The organism is Pantoea agglomerans (genome assembly GCF_021397715.1).
GTDB lineage: Bacteria > Pseudomonadota > Gammaproteobacteria > Enterobacterales > Enterobacteriaceae > Pantoea > Pantoea astica.
The window spans coordinates 1-16,511 of the sequence record NZ_CP090209.1 but is presented as its reverse complement, the minus strand read 5'-3'; the positions used below and the strand labels follow the sequence as shown (position 1 = coordinate 16,511).

Annotated in this window: 13 protein-coding genes; 6 read left to right on the top strand and 7 right to left on the bottom strand. The window is 49.0% G+C overall.

The features are described from left to right. Nucleotides 1-48: 48 nt before the first annotated feature. The 3 genes from LZU96_RS22440 to LZU96_RS22430 form a co-directional block, all read right to left on the bottom strand. Nucleotides 49-579 (bottom strand): fimbrial protein, encoded by a 531-nt coding sequence (locus LZU96_RS22440; RefSeq protein WP_233988819.1) that lies wholly within the window; start codon nt 577-579, stop codon nt 49-51. Between the two features lie 113 nt (nt 580-692). Then, complete coding sequence (locus tag LZU96_RS22435) at nt 693-917, bottom strand: hypothetical protein (RefSeq protein ID WP_233988818.1); 225 nt, start codon at nt 915-917, stop codon at nt 693-695. 8 nt (nt 918-925) lie between these two features. Then, on the bottom strand, nt 926-1,243 hold the full coding sequence (locus LZU96_RS22430; protein WP_233988817.1) for a hypothetical protein: 318 nt from the start codon (nt 1,241-1,243) through the stop codon (nt 926-928). 1,024 nt (nt 1,244-2,267) lie between these two features. On the opposite strand from LZU96_RS22430, the gene LZU96_RS22425 reads away from it, so the two are divergent. From LZU96_RS22425 to LZU96_RS22410, 4 genes are all read left to right on the top strand, one after another. Then, nucleotides 2,268-2,858, top strand: coding sequence for a helix-turn-helix domain-containing protein (locus tag LZU96_RS22425; RefSeq protein ID WP_233988816.1), 591 nt, complete (start codon nt 2,268-2,270; stop codon nt 2,856-2,858). A 12-nt stretch (nt 2,859-2,870) separates the two neighbouring features. Continuing rightward, nucleotides 2,871-3,536 carry a LuxR C-terminal-related transcriptional regulator gene (locus tag LZU96_RS22420; protein ID WP_233988815.1) on the top strand — a complete coding sequence of 222 codons (666 nt, stop codon included), beginning with the start codon at nt 2,871-2,873 and terminating at the stop codon, nt 3,534-3,536. Between the two features lie 106 nt (nt 3,537-3,642). After that, nucleotides 3,643-4,185 carry a hypothetical protein gene (locus tag LZU96_RS22415; RefSeq protein ID WP_233988814.1) on the top strand — a complete coding sequence of 181 codons (543 nt, stop codon included), beginning with the start codon at nt 3,643-3,645 and terminating at the stop codon, nt 4,183-4,185. A 54-nt stretch (nt 4,186-4,239) separates the two neighbouring features. After that, entirely contained in the window at nt 4,240-4,470 is a 231-nt protein-coding gene (locus LZU96_RS22410) for a hypothetical protein (RefSeq protein WP_233988813.1), read from the top strand. A 346-nt stretch (nt 4,471-4,816) separates the two neighbouring features. Here the strand turns inward: LZU96_RS22410 and LZU96_RS22405 are convergent, their stop codons facing one another. Further along, nucleotides 4,817-5,134 carry a NirD/YgiW/YdeI family stress tolerance protein gene (locus LZU96_RS22405; RefSeq protein ID WP_233988812.1) on the bottom strand — a complete coding sequence of 106 codons (318 nt, stop codon included), beginning with the start codon at nt 5,132-5,134 and terminating at the stop codon, nt 4,817-4,819. A gap of 53 nt (nt 5,135-5,187) precedes the next feature. Beyond that, nucleotides 5,188-8,235, bottom strand: a complete 3,048-nt coding sequence (locus tag LZU96_RS22400; protein ID WP_233988811.1) for an autotransporter outer membrane beta-barrel domain-containing protein — start codon at nt 8,233-8,235, stop codon at nt 5,188-5,190. Nucleotides 8,236-8,872: 637 nt separating this feature from the next. On the opposite strand from LZU96_RS22400, the gene LZU96_RS22395 reads away from it, so the two are divergent. Then, on the top strand, nt 8,873-9,136 hold the full coding sequence (locus LZU96_RS22395; RefSeq protein ID WP_233988810.1) for a DUF333 domain-containing protein: 264 nt from the start codon (nt 8,873-8,875) through the stop codon (nt 9,134-9,136). Nucleotides 9,137-9,885: 749 nt separating this feature from the next. Further along, complete coding sequence (locus LZU96_RS22390; protein WP_267965526.1) at nt 9,886-14,334, top strand: S6 family peptidase; 4,449 nt, start codon at nt 9,886-9,888, stop codon at nt 14,332-14,334. A 124-nt stretch (nt 14,335-14,458) separates the two neighbouring features. Here the strand turns inward: LZU96_RS22390 and LZU96_RS22385 are convergent, their stop codons facing one another. Together LZU96_RS22385 and LZU96_RS22380 are read right to left on the bottom strand one after the other, a co-directional pair. Continuing rightward, entirely contained in the window at nt 14,459-14,662 is a 204-nt protein-coding gene (locus LZU96_RS22385; RefSeq protein ID WP_233988808.1) for an Hha/YmoA family nucleoid-associated regulatory protein, read from the bottom strand. Nucleotides 14,663-15,500: 838 nt separating this feature from the next. Next, nucleotides 15,501-16,511: LacI family DNA-binding transcriptional regulator (locus tag LZU96_RS22380; RefSeq protein WP_233988807.1), on the bottom strand; the 1,011-nt coding region annotated here is incomplete at its 5' end.

Genomic DNA, 16,511 nt, shown 5'->3' with positions numbered 1-16,511 from the left:
ACAAAGAGGAAAAGAGGTGGGAAGACGGTGTCTCCCCACCATAATCAATTAGAGGTAATTGATTGAGTAAGTTACAGATGAAGCAACGGTACCTGAAGTTGCAGCAGCGGTAGCGAAGTACTCAGCGGCATAAGTCAGCGTTGCTGCACCGGCTGCCAGTGTTGCAGTCACTGGTGAAGTTGTCTGAGCGGTGCTGCCCGCGTTCAGAGCATTGCTTGCGTTATCCAGCAGCTGCAGTTCAACGTTTTCTGCAGTACCGGTGTTGTTCAGACGGCCATTGGCGTTAACGTTAGAGCCTTGTTCAAAATAAGCATAAACGTCACCAGTCTGAGTAGAGCAATCGCTCAGATCGATAGTGAAGCGGGTGCTTCCAGCGGTCTGTCCTGAAGTTTTCAGCAGGCTTGAAGAGACGGTTGGCAATACTACGGTACCGGTGCTGGTGCCGCCGTTGACGCTAACAGTACAAGTCTGGCTTTCGATCTGACCGGTGAAATTGATGGTGCCATCAGATGCTTCAGCTGCATTAACCTGAGCGGCTGCCAGCAGCAGACCGAGAGAAATCATAGAAACCTTTTTCATATACTTTCCTTTGTATAAAAAATAAAAAGATGAACTGCATTAACAATGAGTGATTGCTATTGGTTGCAATCACTCACATCGGATTTACAGAAGGAGATCACTCCGCCCGTAACTTAAAAAGCAAACAGGCCAAAGGCGACTGCTGCGACAACACTTACAATGCCCATGCCAAAGGCCTGGCCACTAATTGGATTGGCCGCCGGAACTTCTTCCGGACGCGTCCATTCGGTGGTCTCTTCCTGAGAGGAAGCGTTTATGCTTTTAAAAAAGTCGAGGATCAACGAGGTTAATGAGCCGCCGCTGACATTTTGAATCTCACTCTCTTTTAATTCGCGCATGATTTACCTTAAACAGAAACAGGTTTAACGTTGAGATCAAACTGATTTTCTGTAACCTGGTTGAACCAGGCAGCAGTTGTATCCCAGCCATTCATTGCACCGTACAGTGCACCATCAACCAGGCCAAGAACGCCACCAACGATAAAACCAACGCCAGCAGAGATAATACCTAAGCCTAAGACACCACCAGTGCCGCCACCGCTTATGCCCCATTTAAGGCCAAATGCAGTCAGACCAGTAGCAGAACCCACCACTACGGCACCAATAAAATCAAAAAAACCAGCACCAGAAACGTTCTGAACTTCAAAAGATGTTAACTCTCTCACTTATTTATCTCCCTAATATTAATTGTTGCTGCTGTATCAACTGAGCTGCGCTATTAAATGGATTAATCCGAACGAATTAAATAGTAAAGTATCCATAATTTATTTTTTCGTTTGCAAATTAGATGAAACTCCAGATGTTCGATTACAAATATTTAACCTGAATTGTAATGCTGCGATAATAATTTCTTTTTTGTATGAAGTTAAAAATTCCCATCACTGCCTGGCTTTTTAATCTTTAGTGTTATTTAAGAATTAAATTAATAGCTGAGGATCATGTAGCGCTGCCTCAGTCGGCAAGCTGAATGAATGTATCAGTAGCCGGACGACCAGAGCCTGTCCGCCTGGCTGGCTATATTCCGCCTCTCTTACAGAAAGAGGGCAGATAAGCCTCTCACTCTATTTCTGGAACTAAAACCTATTTAGTAGCTAATAGATAGAATAAAAAACTATTTATTGAGCATTTTTATATTTAATTGTCTGTTTTGGCACTGGCGTGATTAAATTTACTGGCACTGAGCTGATGTGAGGAGTCAATTTTTTTAGCGAGTATTAACATTGATTCCAAAATTGAGTTTCATATTTTATTTGTGCTTTTTAGATCATGTTAATGTGAAATTCATTGTTTCAATTCCGGTGTGGATAACATTAGTTATCATATGGATATGTAAAAACCAATTTTTAGGAAAAAAGTTATAACGCAATCAGGATGTCTCTGTTTGGTGGATATATGATCTGATAAATAAGTTTTTAGCAGTGTATGGTGTGGTTGTTTTCGTTGTTGCTGGATTTTAATCCTACCTTTTCGCTGGTTTGTGGGATTGAATTTTACTGTGCTGATTTTATTATAGCGAAACCGATAATACTCTTATCCCTAACTGAGGATTTAGAGGGGTAAATAGCTATAGAAATCGCTTCACCAGGAACAAGCAAAGAGAACAGCGCAGACTGGTTTTTTTATAATTTAAATAGTGATCACGGGCTGTCCAGTATCGCCTTGTGAATCAATTGGATTGAGTTAATCGATATGTATAGAGTGACTGAAAATCATGAGCGAATCATCGATGCATTAGCGGGTTACACCCAAATTGCTAATCCCGATGAGATATCGCGTGGAAAGCGCCGCTATCATTTGACAAAAGACAATGTTCGCCGGGTAATGTTTATTCTGGACGGCGATTTTTTGCTAAAACTAAAAGGAGAAAATAAGGTCCTTAACATCCTGTCAGCACCTGCCGTGGTCGGCGTGACACCCGCACTGGATGAACCACCGATCTATCTTGAAAGGGTTGATTATGGGAAAGTCAGCTTTATCGACTATGAAAAGTTCTGGATGTTGATTTTTGAAAAGAATCTGTTTAATGATGCAATGTCTATTCTCTCCGGTCAGTATTCTGACCTGATGAATTATATTCAGTTGCCTAAAAGCAACTCTTACGATGAGGTGCTGTCATTAATCGGTCGCTGGAAAAAACTGCCGCCACACCTGAAAAGACGATTTTCAGCACTCTACTTAATTGAGCACAGCTCGCATCTTTCCAAGAGCTCCATCTGCCGGGTCTTAAAGGATTTGAAAGAGAAAGGTGAACTGGAGCTGGTTAACGGTAAATTTACCTAGCAGGAAAGTTTCATGCTCGGAAATCTGGATGTTAAAGGGAAAAACATGGATGTTAAGATCATATGCAAGGATGATAACTATTATTTTAAATTTGGTATATCTGAGCTGATAAAAGAAGCATTTCTCTTCAGCGCCAACGTGGGGTTTTTAAACGGTTTTGATAGTGAGAATCTGACAAAAGCGGACATAATCATCATCAATGTTTCGCAATGGCGACTCTATATGTGTCAGCCAGCCTATCAATACAGAAAAAAAGGCAGCATATTGTTGGTCTTTACCGATCAGCCTGACAAAATTATTCCTGAAGAACTGCCGGTCTGCTATCAGTCATTAACCGTGATTGCATGGACAGAATCAGTAAAAAACATCAGGGATAAGATAACCAAAGCCTGGCTGCTTGCGCATGACGAAAATAAAAACGGCTACCAGCCATCCGATTGCACAAGATGCCATTTTTCCCGGATTTCCCTGGTGCAGCTGCAGGTGATGAGTTTTTTGAAGAAAGGGAACAATGTCCGGCATACGGCAAAGTTTCTCGGGCTTTCAACTAAAACGGTATACGCTCACAAGTATAATGTAATGAAAAAGTTTGATATTAAGGGTGATTATGAGTTCCACTCTTTTCTCAACTCAATTTCATTAATTGAATTATATAAGGGTGTGATAAACGATGAGTAGAGGGCAGGGCGATGAGATGCGAGTCAGCCTGTAAAATCCCGCTATGCGAAAAAAGTAAATTTTTCTCAGTTTGATATATTTGATCTATTTTTTGTGTGAGCCAGTTATGAACAATGAATCTCAGAAAAAAACCATCATTATCTCTATCCCCATCAGGGCCATTTTGGCACTCATTATTGGTATGGTGGTTTTTTTGATGAGTTATCTCTACAGTCACTATGCAGTGGCTTCACCCTTGCCGGTTATTCCTGCTCCCGGTACGCATGCGCAGCTTATCGTGTATCGGGTAGATGGCGATACATCGCCTGCGTCAAATAAGGTGGTCAATGTATTTCTTAATAATCAATACCATACGAGCATACTTCCGCATAATCGTGCGGTAAAGCTTATCCTTTGCCCTGGTGCAGGATCGCTTGATATCTCGATAGGTCAGCTTGACCAGCATCGCTTTGGCCGTTCTGAAAATCTGCCGGGTAGCTCAACCACATTTCAGGCGGGAAAGCGGTATTTCTATCAGATTGCATTAAATAGTCAGAACGCGGTCACGGCACGCTGGGTACCCGAAGAGGAAGCAGAAAAAGCGCTGTTTAACGTCGAACCACATTTGCTGACGCTGTTCAGCGTTGCAAATGAACACTGCCTGACCTGATCTCTCTGGCGGAGACAGAAAGTCAGACACTCTACAAATTTAACAACGCTGAGTATGAGTAAAGGATTGCGCGAACAGAATCCGGGCGCAGACTATTCATTTCCTGTCAGCGAAAAGCGACAACGCATTACTCTTTATCATCCTGATTCGCGGCAGCAAAACCGCGCGATGACACCCTATCCGCAGCACCAGAGGCCTGAGCAGCAGGGAAGGCCAGCCAGCATTTTCATCCTCCAGGTATGCCTGCTGCCGTATCAAATGATGATGATTACGCCGCGATTGTGACCTGGCAGTATAATCCTGATTAATGCCGTTAAGTCGTTTGCCAGCGCTGTTGATTAAGGCTGAAGAGGCGTATGCCGGCACGCAGATCAAAAGGGAATTACGATCCTGTGTCGATGCAACCTCAGTTAACTGAGCCATAACCTCAGGCTAAGCGGAAGCGGCAACCGTGCATTACGACACGGCCGATTCGTCAGCAATCAACGCTGTTCATTGATGAGGGCGTGGGTTGCCGCAACTGCAGCATAAGAGCCTGTACAGGCGGCTTCGGAACAGGAAATCTAAATCTTCATGATGGGTCGAACAAAGCCAGCATAATCACTGGCTTTGTTTATTCTGAACGGAGGCGTTATTGAATAATAACGACCCGATCGACATCAATTTCAGTCTGGCCATCGTCGCGATCAATTTCACCGTTTATCCGGACCTTTTTACCCACCAGATAGTGATCATCGTCATCATCATCCTCGTCAATATCAATCCGAATGCGGCCAGTCGAATCTTTAAGCCAGTAGTGATCGTCATCGGCACGTCCGGTAATGGTGCCGGTGAGCGTAACATGCCGGTCATCGCGCATTTTTTTCGCCTCAGCCACCGAGACCTGCTGACTGGCGAAAGCCGCCGATGAACCTATTAAGGTAAAGATCACCAGCAAGGTTTTTTTCATTTTAAACTCCTGTCGTGAAGAATTTAGCGTCCTGAGCTAAGAATGTCTGTTAATTAAAAGCTGAAGCGATAACCCGCATTAATCTGGCGCTGATTGAAACGGTTACCATCAACGAGATCCGCCTCCATAAACAGGGTATGATTACTGATCTGAGCGCTGACGCCGATGCCGTTATTCCAGCCATTTCCTTTAAAGGAAAGATTCTCTCGTGAACCATTCAGCGCATAATGTGTATCGCCCGAAAATTCGCGCATCATTCCGGTTTTGATATAGCTGTTGAGCTTGTAGCCGCTTTGGTGCATCTCATAGCCTGCCAGCACACTCGCCCGGCCGAGTACAGACTTGTAGTTCGACAGGCTGATATTCAGTCCATTGGATGCCCGAAGCGAGCTACTATCCTGATAACCTGCTGTCATCTGCAGCTGCGGTTCCAGATAAAAGCCGTTAGCATTTTCTGAAAAAATGAATTTTTTACCGGCCTCCAGCGATACGCTGAAACCGTATGACGCTGCTGTACCTGAAACCCGATTATTCTGTGTGTCTTTGACACTAAACTGATTTTTGAAACGATTAAATTTCACCACTCCATCGACATAGTAGCCCTCATCATTCATCCAGGTACTGTACATACCGACATGACTGGATCGGGTATTACCGTCGCCGTCTCGATAGTGCGGAGAGCCTTCGGTCACACCCATAAACAGACCTAGATAAAGCGGAATTTCGTCCGAAACGCGTTTATCTACGCCAAACTGATAACCGGTATAGTTCAGGCTGAAGTTACTTAATTTGCCACTCGCAAAACCGCTGAAACGGCCATCAATGCCGCGCAGCCAGACATTGCCGGCGGTTTTACCCTGACGAACGTCACCCATACGCTGCATCAGCGTTTGGGTTTCGGCGTAATTCATCAGATAACCAATATTGAGGAAATTCGCACCGGCATTTGCAGTACTGCTAATGACTGACGGACCACTGGCTGCAGGCGCTGTACCCGCCGGGGCAGCAGGTGAAGCACTGCTTTGATCTCCGGTTTTGTCCGGTTCTGCTGCAGTATTATCTGCCGGAGAGGCTGGCGTTATCGTTGCGTTATCCCCAGGCGTGACCGGCGCGGTTGCCCCATTATCCACGGGATCGACCGGCGTGACTGCTCCATTATCTGCGGGATTGACCGGCGTGACTGCTCCATTATCTGCGGGATCGACCGGCGTGACTGCTCCATTATCTGCGGGATCGACCGGCGTGACTGCCCCATTATCCGCGGGATCGACCGGCGTGGCCTCAGCATCGTCGGCCGGCGTCTCGGCTTCCGCTTTTGGCGAGGAGAGCACCCAGTTAGTATCCTGCTGATTGACGGTATAAACATAACCGCCCAGTTCAACATCTGAATCCCCTTTGAAAGTCGCGACGCCGTCGGGCGTTTCGACGACGGTCAGCACTTCATTACCGGTCGTGACGGCACTGCCGCGGTTCTGAATGAGCAGCGTGTAATCACCCGCGCTGCTTTCAGTAACCACGACTTTATCGCCAATATTATTAACGCCATCCCCGTCACCGACAATATCAGTCCGTAACGCAAAATTACCGCTGCCACTCAGGTTAGCCACCGTCAGCGTGGAGTAGCTGCTGTCGTCGGTGGCGGCGGTCAGATCGACCAGGGAATTGCTCATTTGCAGATTGTCGAGCACAGAGTCGCCTGCAACGCGCCATTCGCTATCAGTCAGATTGACATTAAGGTGGCCGCCATTGACGTTGTCGCTGTTAGCGCTGCCTGACCAGAGTGAACCCGAGGCGAAATTGAGATCGATCAATCCTCCCAGCGAATTAACGCTGCCGGTAATCGCCATCGTTCCGTCAGCATTAATCACGCTGGGTGCATAGCCCTCATTATGCTGAGTCGCCATCGCAACCCCTTCAGGCGATCCCATATCAATGGTCAGATCACCCTGAAGATTAACCTCGCCTTCAGCCATGGCGTAAACCCCGATGGTACTGTCCGGTAAACCGGTAATTGTCAGGTTTTCGCCGTTGATCTGCCCGCCCAATGCCCACAAGCCCAGACCCAGGGTATCGACACTGTTAATGGTAATATCGGTATTCAGCAGGTTGACGGTCGCGCCAGCTGACTGTGAAGAGGCGCCATAAGAACCCGCCGACTGCAGCGTATTGCGTTCTGTTTCAGTCCCAAGGTAGTTGACCGTGGCGCTATCGCCCATTGCCACGATAGCACCGGTCTGCGCCGAGAAAATCACACTGCCCGCGCCAACATCGGCAAGCCCGTTTCCTCTGACCGACAGGCCAGCTGATGCCGTACCCGAGGTACTGATATTGAGGTGATCGGCGGTTAAAGTACCCAGGCTCCAGATGCCAACGGAAGTCTCGCCGGTGGTGATGATGGTTGAATTGCTGCCGAGATCGACCGAGCTGTCGGCCTGAATGTTAATACCCTGAGAGCTGTCGCCCAGCGTTTTAATCGTGAGGTGATTTGCTGTTACCAGGGGAACGCTGTCCGTGGCCTGACCGGTAAAGGCATCAATCTGCACGGCATTGCTGCTGGTGCCATTGGTCTGAATGGCACTGTCATTACCTAAACCGGCCTCTGTACCATAGCCGGAAACATGCAGGCCAATTCCGTTATCGCCCTGCGTCGATATTTGCAATTTTTCTGCTGTCAGGGTGGAGGCATTCTTCACCGTTACGCCATCAGCGAATCCACTGCCACTTCCTACGGCGGTCACCGAACTTCCCGTGCCCAAATCAGCACTGGACTGATTACCGGTAAGTTCGATCGCGCTGGCGGTTTTACCCGATACGGTGACAATTAACTTGTTGGCGTGAAGATCGCTGTTTGCACCGTTCAGAAAAATGCCCTGGGCAAAATGATCGACATCGGTAACGCTGACGGTGCTGCCACTACCGGTTTCTACCGTACCGGCAGTGCCGTTTGGCACCAGAATACCGTAGAGTCCGCCATTCAATGTCTGGTCGGCAATCAGTGTCGTACCATCCGGTAAGGTAATATCGCCTCCCGTCTGGCTTCCTGTCACTGCCGCATCGCCGATGCCCGGCATCACGCCTACACCACCGGCTAGCATCAGCATTTTTGCGAGCCTGCTCATTCTGAATTTATTATTCATACCAGTAACTCTTCCTTAAGATTTTATTGATGACTTAGATTCAGCTCAATTGATCCAGGCACCATCAGGGAATGATTAAACGTATTGAATAAGCTTCATGTATTAATAGCGGTCATGTTAAATGAAATCATATAATTTACGACTTCATCTTTAATGAAAACGACAGGATTATGCCGGGCAGCGCTGAATTATGTAAAGAAGCTGAAAGTCTCCGCTTTTAATCAATCGTTACATAAATGAGCCTGTCTGATGAGGTTCCTCTTTGAAATTAAGGTTATGCGACTCTGACAAAGTGGGTATTCCTGTTAAAAAAAATCACACGCATAGTTTTTTGACTATATTTATAATCGGAAGCTGTGAAATTCTTGTCGATAAAGTCAGTTAACAGCGGGTGATTAATCACCTGTTTAATCTTGACCTGATAAAATCAATCCGTTTTTTGACATGACAAGGCCATGACAGGGTCATTAATTAACTAAGAGTGTGATTAACCTTTTCCACTAACAGTGATGATGACTCAAGAGACCGTTCCGAAACTAGTGGCCTGCGTCTGAGTCAGTGAAAAGAACAAACGCATGAACAACTGGAAAAGAGGTGATTAATGCAGCTGATTAAAATGAGTGTGGCTATTTTCGGGGTACTGACAGCGCTGCAGCTCACGGCCTGCGCACAAAAACCCGCAGCGCCTGAACGCATTGGCATGGCGAATCCGGCGACAAACTGGTGCATTAAAGTGGGAGGTACGCCTTCACAGGTGAACACGGACGCCGGGGTTGTTGGATATTGTACGTTACCCTCCGGTGAGCAAGTCGAGCAGTGGACACTCTACCGCCAGGCGCATCCTGCTTCCACGCCTGCGAAATAATCCGCGCGCTGCATGAGGCTGGGTCCAGAATGCGGCTCCGCTTCCACGCCTGCGAAATATCCCCGCATAAGCCGTCCGGTCAGATCAACCTCATTTCTGACTAACGGCTTGTTTTACCGCTTACACAGGAAATTGAGCGGTAAGTAACCCGCGCCGTTTATACTGCTCACCGCCCCGTTACCTCTCCTCGTTATCCCTTCATTAACCGCCGCGCTGATCTATCATCACGCTGGGCAGAACCGTTATCCGCGCAGAGCGGAAAATGGCAACGTCAGGCGCTGAAACTGGCGCTGATGATGTTACGTCAATGTGATGGATGTTATTCAGAATCGATGAGGCAAAGAGCAGAATGCTGTGAAAATAAATTGCCATCATGACAATACGCAGCTAACAAACTTAAATTAATGTCAATAGAAAATATCTGAATTGATGTTTGTTTATTCTCCGCCGGAAAGGCTGACTCAACAATACATAACTTTGCCTTAAAAAATAGATTTTTTCTAATCGCTATTTATTCGCCAGTCTGGTTGCGAAAACAGTAAATATAACTAATGAATGGGCGGCAGTCTATTTCTGGACTGGACTAGGTGTTTTCTTAAATATATTGATAAAGCTGATTCTTATTTGGCAGTGTTTTTATATATTTATTTATTTCAGAGAGTTAGCGTTTAAATTGCATTGAATGGCCGCGTTTTATTGATCTCGATCAATCTTTAAGCGGCGGCGGATTTCGGTAACAGATATGTGAAATGATATTATTCCTGCGAGTAAAAAATAAATTAATAAGTGTATTTTTTCACAAGGGGAATCCATTGAAATATATTGGAAGAGTCGCTTTTTGCTGCACTGTAGCTATCTGTACGCGCTCAAATGCCGGAATTATGCGGCATGATGTTGATGTGCAAACTTATCGCGATTTTGCTGAAAACCTGGGGGAGTTTTCTGTTGGCGCTAAAAATATCGCCATCTATAAAACAGATGGATCGCTGTCAGGTTATCTTGATTTTTCTATGCCGGATTTTGGCATGGTGGCGACTTACGGTTACAGCACACTGGTTGCGCCATCTTATGTCGCCAGCGTGCGTCATAACACCGGCTATAAAACGCTCAAATTTGGTAACGGTGCGCAGTATGCCGCCAATTACACGCTGATTAATCGTAATGAATCAACACTGTCAGATATTGATTTTCATCTGCCACGCCTGAATAAAGTGGTCACAGAGTCGGCCCCCGCTAGCGTGATCGAAAAATCAGACATGATAGCGGCTGATAAATCACGCTACTCCTGGTATACGCGCATTGGTGGCGGCACGCAGAGCCAGGTTAATGAGGCGCAGACCGAGCAAATTACCCTCAGCGGTGCTTATAACTGGGTAAGCGGAGGAACGATTAATGCGGCGACGGTGAAGGCGACGTCAGGCTCTCTACAGGGAACCAATTATGGGCCTGATAACCCACTGACTTCTCCGCTTTCTATCGGAACAATGGGCGGTGACAGCGGCAGTCCTGTCATGGTCTATGACGAACTGGAGCAGGTCTGGAAGGTGGCTGGTGTTCTGCACGGCGCCTATGTAACGGACCAGATTTATGGGCAGACCAGCATCTGGGAATATATTCCTGATAACTACATTCAGACCATCGCAGCCGCGAATACCTCACCCGATGTGGTCGATGTTGCCGGTGGTGGCGCGATTAGCTGGGACAATGATGCGATCAGGCAAAACACGCTATCGTGGTCCTGGTCCGGGCTGGACACCGCCTACGCAGGCGTTGCTCCGTCGGGCGCCACCAACGAAGAGCTGGATGCCACCAAAGATTTACGATTTAACGGTGCAGGTGGTCTGATTACCTTAAATGCACCCATTAATATGGGGGCCGGAAAACTCCAGTTTTCGAATAACTACACAGTGGCATCGGCCAGTGGGGCCAACGCAACCTGGGCTGGCGGCGGTGTTGAGGTCGATGCGGGCAAAGAGGTGCTGTGGCAGGTCAACGGCGTGGCGAACGATGCGCTGCATAAGATCGGGGCGGGCACGCTGCACGTCAATGCTGAAGGGAACAACCCGGGTTCACTCAATGTGGGTGATGGTACGGTCGTGCTCGATCAGCGCGCCGATGCGAACGGGGATAAAAGCGCATTTTCATCCGTCACGCTGGTCAGTGGCCGGCCAACCGTGGTGCTGAGCGATGAGAATCAGGTTGGTGCTGATAATATTTATTTCGGCTATCGCGGCGGTCGCCTGGACTTAAACGGTAATGCGCTGACCTTCAAAAAAATCAATCATACCGACAGTGGCGCTCTGCTGGTCAATCACAACAGCGATCTGGCCACCCTGAATATCACCGGCTATACCGCGAAAGATGTGCCTTTTAATACCTTTAGCGGCAGTAACCCGACAGGCACGCCAGGATCAATTTATGTTTATAACAACCCTTATACGAAGCAGACGGAATATTTCCAGCTGAATACCTCTTCTTACTGGTATTACCCGACAGATCAAAGCTCAACCTCAACCTGGACTTTTTTGGGAACGGATGCGGATGAGGCGATCAACCATCGCTTAACGCAGCTGAATCTGCAGGTTTTCAGAGGCTTTATCGGCGAAAAAGTACAAAACCTGGTGAATGGCGCGATGGACGTCAATATCAGCCCGAGCAACCGGTCAGCGATAACAGCCTTAACGGGTGGCATGAATCTGAATGGCACGTTAAATGCGAACAGCGGTACAACAGTTCTCTCAGGTCAGCCGGTGGCCCATGCGGGTAGCGTGGTCATTGAGGATGACTGGACGACCTCCTTGTTCAGGGCCGATAAAATCCACGTGGGCAGCAATGCTCTGTTTCAGGTGGGGGAATATGCCAGCGTAACCGCAGATATAACGGCTGATGAATCCGCACGCCTCTCGTTGGGTTATAACGACAGTACGCTGGCGGAGGAGAAGAGCTGGCGGTGCTACGCCGTGATCTATAAAGATGACGTTTCCTGCAGTCAGCCGGTACGGGATGCCGACGCGCTGGCGCGTCTTCCTGCCAGTGAGGTAACGGGAGATGTCCAGCTGGCCAATGATGCGTCGCTCTATCTCGGGAAGGTGAACTATCAGGGCGCCGTCAGTTCCAGTGGCACAACGCGCATGACGCTGGATAGTCAGTCAACCTGGAACATGACCGGAAACAGTCATGTGAGTCTGCTGCAGGCCTCACGCGGCGCGGCGCTGTCAACGGTGCCACAGACTGGCTGGCAGGCAAAAAGTCTGGATGTCGATACTCTGGACGCCACCGGACTTAATCTGAAGCTGGGCGTAAAACCGTCCACGCTGGAAAGCGATAAACTGACGATTAACTCTGCCGCCAGCGGCAGCGATAACCTGCTGGATGTAAAACTGATTGTCGGGAGTAATGAACAGGTCGCATTGAATCAGGATCTGGTCATGATCGACGCTCCCGCCGGTACGTCACATGACTACTTTAGCTTTGCCAGCAACTACAGCGGCTTTAGCGTCTATACCCCGAACTATCAGGTGAAGGACGAGAACGATCGCGTTCTGTGGGTGCTTGAGCATAATCAGGAGCAAGAGCCTGCGGAAGTGGTGCCGGAAACGCCAGCGCCGGCAGAAACGGTGCCGGAAGTAGTACCGGAAACGCCAGCGCCAGCAGAAACGGTGCCGGAAGTAGTACCGGAAACGCCAGCGCCAGCGGAAACGGTGCCGGAAGTAGTACCGGAAACGCCAGCGCCAGCGGAAACGGCTCCGGAAGTGGTGCCGGAAACGCCAGCACCAGCGGAAACGGTGCCGGAAGTGGTGCCGGAAACGCCAGCACCAGCGGAAACGGCTCCGGAAGTGGTGCCGGAAACGCCAGCGCCAGCGGAAACGGCTCCGGAAGTGGTGCCGGAGACGCCAGCACCAGCAGAAACGGCTCCGGAAGTGGTGCCGGAGACGCCAGCACCAGCGGAAACGGCTCCGGAAGTGGTGCCGGAAACGCCAGCGCCAGCAGAAACGGCTCCGGAAGTAGTACCGGAAACGCCAGCGCCAGCAGAAACGGCTCCGGAAGTAGTACCGGAAACGCCAGCGCCGGCAGAAACGGCTCCGGAAGTGGTGCCGGAAACGCCAGCCCCGGCAGAAACGGCCCCGGAAGTGGCACCGGAAACGCCAGCTCCGGCAGAAACCGCGCCAGCTGCGGAGCCAGAAACTCCGGCAGCGGCAGAGGCTGCTGCTGAAGAGGAAGCTGAGAAAGAGACACCGGCCGAAGAACCGGCGGCAGCAACCGAAGCTGAGCCCGTATTCAATCCGGACGACTGGTTTACTGTCTATGATAACCAGCCGCTGATTCAGAACACTCGCGCAATGATGGCTTCGCGGCAGTATATCTTTAGCGAAGCGGTAAGCCAGCTGCATCAGCGTACTGACAGCCTGCGGGATGCTTCAGAGAGAAGTGGGCCCTGGGTCACGATCGAGCAGAGAAAAGGCGGTTTTCTGGGTCTGGATGCCAGCCAGCAAACCCTGAACGTCGGCTGGGACAAGCAAAGCAACAATCAGCTCTTTGGGTTGAGCGCCAGCTACACCCAGGGACAGGTTGAAGGAAAAGGCAAAGAGAACCACCGTCTGGCCACCGTTGGCGCTTATTATGGCTGGCAGTCCGGACAGGGATGGTTCGTCGATGCGGCGAGCCGCCTGATGTATCTGAATCAGGAGATTACGCTGGATCCGGCGCTGGGCATTAACGCGCAAAATCGTCACAGTCAGATGCTGGTCGGTAGCCTGCGGAGTGGTTATCAGTTCGGGCTGGCGCAGGATCGATTGACGATCTCACCTTATGTGGGTGTCAGTGCCGGCACGCTTTCCGGTTATTCACTGAAAGGGCAGGATGCTGCGGTCAGTTTAAGCTCGGCGAATCCCTATTTCTTAACCGGAGGGATTATGGTGAAACAACGCGGACTGGGTGCAGGACTGGATAACGTTAATCTGTTTGCGAGCATTGAATATCAATATTCGCCAGGGAAGAACGGATCTAAGACCACGCTTTCTGACCGTCAGTCAGATCGTCAATATAGCGCCTGGTCTGATAATCGCTACCGTTCTTCGGTGGGCATAGAAGGTGAGATCAGCCGTAATCTTTCGCTGAATGCCAAAGTGGATAATAGTTTTGGCGGTGTCTTTAAAACAGACTATAGCGGTCAGGTCGGTTTTTCTTATCACTTCTGAATTTTACAGAGCATCACCCCGGCGGTGGTGCTCTGTTTTTTTACCCAGGCCGACACCTGTTTATTCACTACTCAGACAACACGGGAGGTTACCCGTAATAGATAACTGAGCGAAAGCGGCGGGGTTAATTGACATATCGCCATGCTTCACTGGGTACTTCGCTATAAGTTTCATTCATCACCAGTTCTGCTTTACGGTGATCATAAGCGCCTTCAAATGAAGAGAGATCTTCGTGAGGAACACGGTTACGCATATAGCTGGTCACGATATCAAGAATGTCCTTGCATGGACAATTCCGAAGCTGCATTAAATAATCAATCTTGTTCATATATCCTCGTCAAATCAATGCCATAAATATTTCTAACAACTGCAATTGGGGCGTCAGTCATTACGACGTCTGACCGCTACAGGCGTTTGAAAAACAAGGCGCGGGCCCGGTCTCAACGTTTCATCCACACTCATGAAGAGCGAGAGCTGAAGCGGAAACATCGGGTGGCGTGATATTCCACTCTGCCTGTTTTTCCATCGACGTCATCTGGTCGCCAGTCTGATTCACATCGCTTTTCTCCTTGTTAAGTTAAATGGCAATTTATGTGCAACGCATGAAATGTTTTATGATTTAAAATCATGCCGTTCACACAGTGCTGGTTGTACGAGTCAATGTACCTTTGTCTCTGATTCAGGCGTGCTGGCGTGACAAAAAGCACAAAGCGACGCTGTCAGCGCCGTCATTATCAGGTATTTGAAGTAATAAAAAAGTTGATATAAATCGCTATAATCGTGCTGGCTGACTATTTATTGGTCAGGTTTTTTTGGGCCAAATAACATTGATATTTATATGGCTTTCAATCTGCGTCGCTATTTATCTGTATTTTAAAAGATAATTTACTCTCTGCCTGGAATTTAATCGATTTTTAATTCACCTGAACTCAACAATTAATAAATAATAAGATAACTCTTAGTCCAGAAATAACATGTAAAAGGGAATGGAGTTTACGGACGGTTGATATTAAAAGAGAGGCGATGGATGTGCTGGTCGACATTTTTGAACTGAGCAGGCGAATAGGAGAATGGCTCAGGCTGATACGCCTGAGCATTTATCCATGCGGGAGGTGTGCCTGTTGCGCGTACGCCGTCTGGCAACGATGCGGCAGCGTAATTCGCAGCTAAGCACTATTTTCTGAGGTGTAAATCACGAACTCAACCTGACCTGCCGCGTAGGTTTCCGGTTTTTCTCCCTGTTCCAGATAATTCAGCAACAGCTGCAGTGCCAGCTGGGCATGTTGCCGGGTATTCTGATCCAGCGTCAGGGCGATACTTTGCTGCGCCATCAGCGTTCGCGTAGTGGAATAGAGTTCATGAGCAATCCATACGCACTGATTGAGTCGGCGATGACGCGCCAGCGCCTGGCCAATTTCAGTGTTACCCATACCGGTATTGTAAATCCCCAGCAAATTTCCGCTCCGGGTCAGCTGCTTCTCCAGTAACCTGCTGATAAGGTCGCGGTCTTCCTGCGCCGCCACTACTTCACGTAGCTGAAGGTGAGGAAAACGATCGGTTAATATTTCCCTGAACCCCTCGGTTCGCTCCCGGTGCGCCGTGTAATCCAGGCGACCACTGACAATCAGCACCTCGCCCGGCTGGTGCAGCATCTTCCCCATCAGCTGACCGGCAGTTCGCCCGGCCTTTTTCTGATTGATACCGACATGGCAGAGCCGGGCGGCGTCAGGAAGATCGGTAACCAGCGTGATCACCGGTACGCCGCGTGCCTGACAGTGAGCCAGCGCGTCGTAAATTATCGGATGTGAATGCGCAAATACGATCAGAGCATCGCGCGTTTCACTGCCCGCCAGAATGCGTTTTGCCAGGCGCTCGTGCTGCGCTTCCGGCACGTAAGTACGATGCAGCGTCAATCGCCGATAGCCTGGATGCATAGCGGCTTCAGTAAAATCCTGCGCCAGCTGCCGGAAGAAAAAAGAATCATTGCAGCTCATTAACACTTCTATCTGCCATGGCCGGCGGTGCTCTTCCGGCAAAATGCGTTTTAAGCCGCTTTCACGCGCCGCCTGCAGGACTCTACGTACCGTTGCCGGCGCCACGCCGCCACGCTCGTTGAGCACACGATCCACGGTGGCCAGACCGACACCCGCCCGCCGGGCGATCTCCTTCAGCGACAT

Excerpts from the sequence above, each read along its gene's own strand:
- LZU96_RS22385 (WP_233988808.1), bottom strand. The coding sequence starts at position 14,662 with ATGAACAAGATTGATTATTTAATGCAGCTTCGGAATTGTCCATGCAAG.
- LZU96_RS22440 (WP_233988819.1), bottom strand. The coding sequence starts at position 579 with ATGAAAAAGGTTTCTATGATTTCTCTCGGTCTGCTGCTGGCAGCCGCT.
- LZU96_RS22410 (WP_233988813.1), top strand. The coding sequence starts at position 4,240 with ATGAGTAAAGGATTGCGCGAACAGAATCCGGGCGCAGACTATTCATTT.
- LZU96_RS22400 (WP_233988811.1), bottom strand. The coding sequence starts at position 8,235 with ATGCTGATGCTAGCCGGTGGTGTAGGCGTGATGCCGGGCATCGGCGAT.
- LZU96_RS22435 (WP_233988818.1), bottom strand. The coding sequence starts at position 917 with ATGCGCGAATTAAAAGAGAGTGAGATTCAAAATGTCAGCGGCGGCTCA.
- LZU96_RS22425 (WP_233988816.1), top strand. The coding sequence starts at position 2,268 with ATGTATAGAGTGACTGAAAATCATGAGCGAATCATCGATGCATTAGCG.
- LZU96_RS22395 (WP_233988810.1), top strand. The coding sequence starts at position 8,873 with ATGCAGCTGATTAAAATGAGTGTGGCTATTTTCGGGGTACTGACAGCG.
- LZU96_RS22405 (WP_233988812.1), bottom strand. The coding sequence starts at position 5,134 with ATGAAAAAAACCTTGCTGGTGATCTTTACCTTAATAGGTTCATCGGCG.
- LZU96_RS22420 (WP_233988815.1), top strand. The coding sequence starts at position 2,871 with ATGCTCGGAAATCTGGATGTTAAAGGGAAAAACATGGATGTTAAGATC.
- LZU96_RS22390 (WP_267965526.1), top strand. The coding sequence starts at position 9,886 with ATGATATTATTCCTGCGAGTAAAAAATAAATTAATAAGTGTATTTTTT.
- LZU96_RS22415 (WP_233988814.1), top strand. The coding sequence starts at position 3,643 with ATGAACAATGAATCTCAGAAAAAAACCATCATTATCTCTATCCCCATC.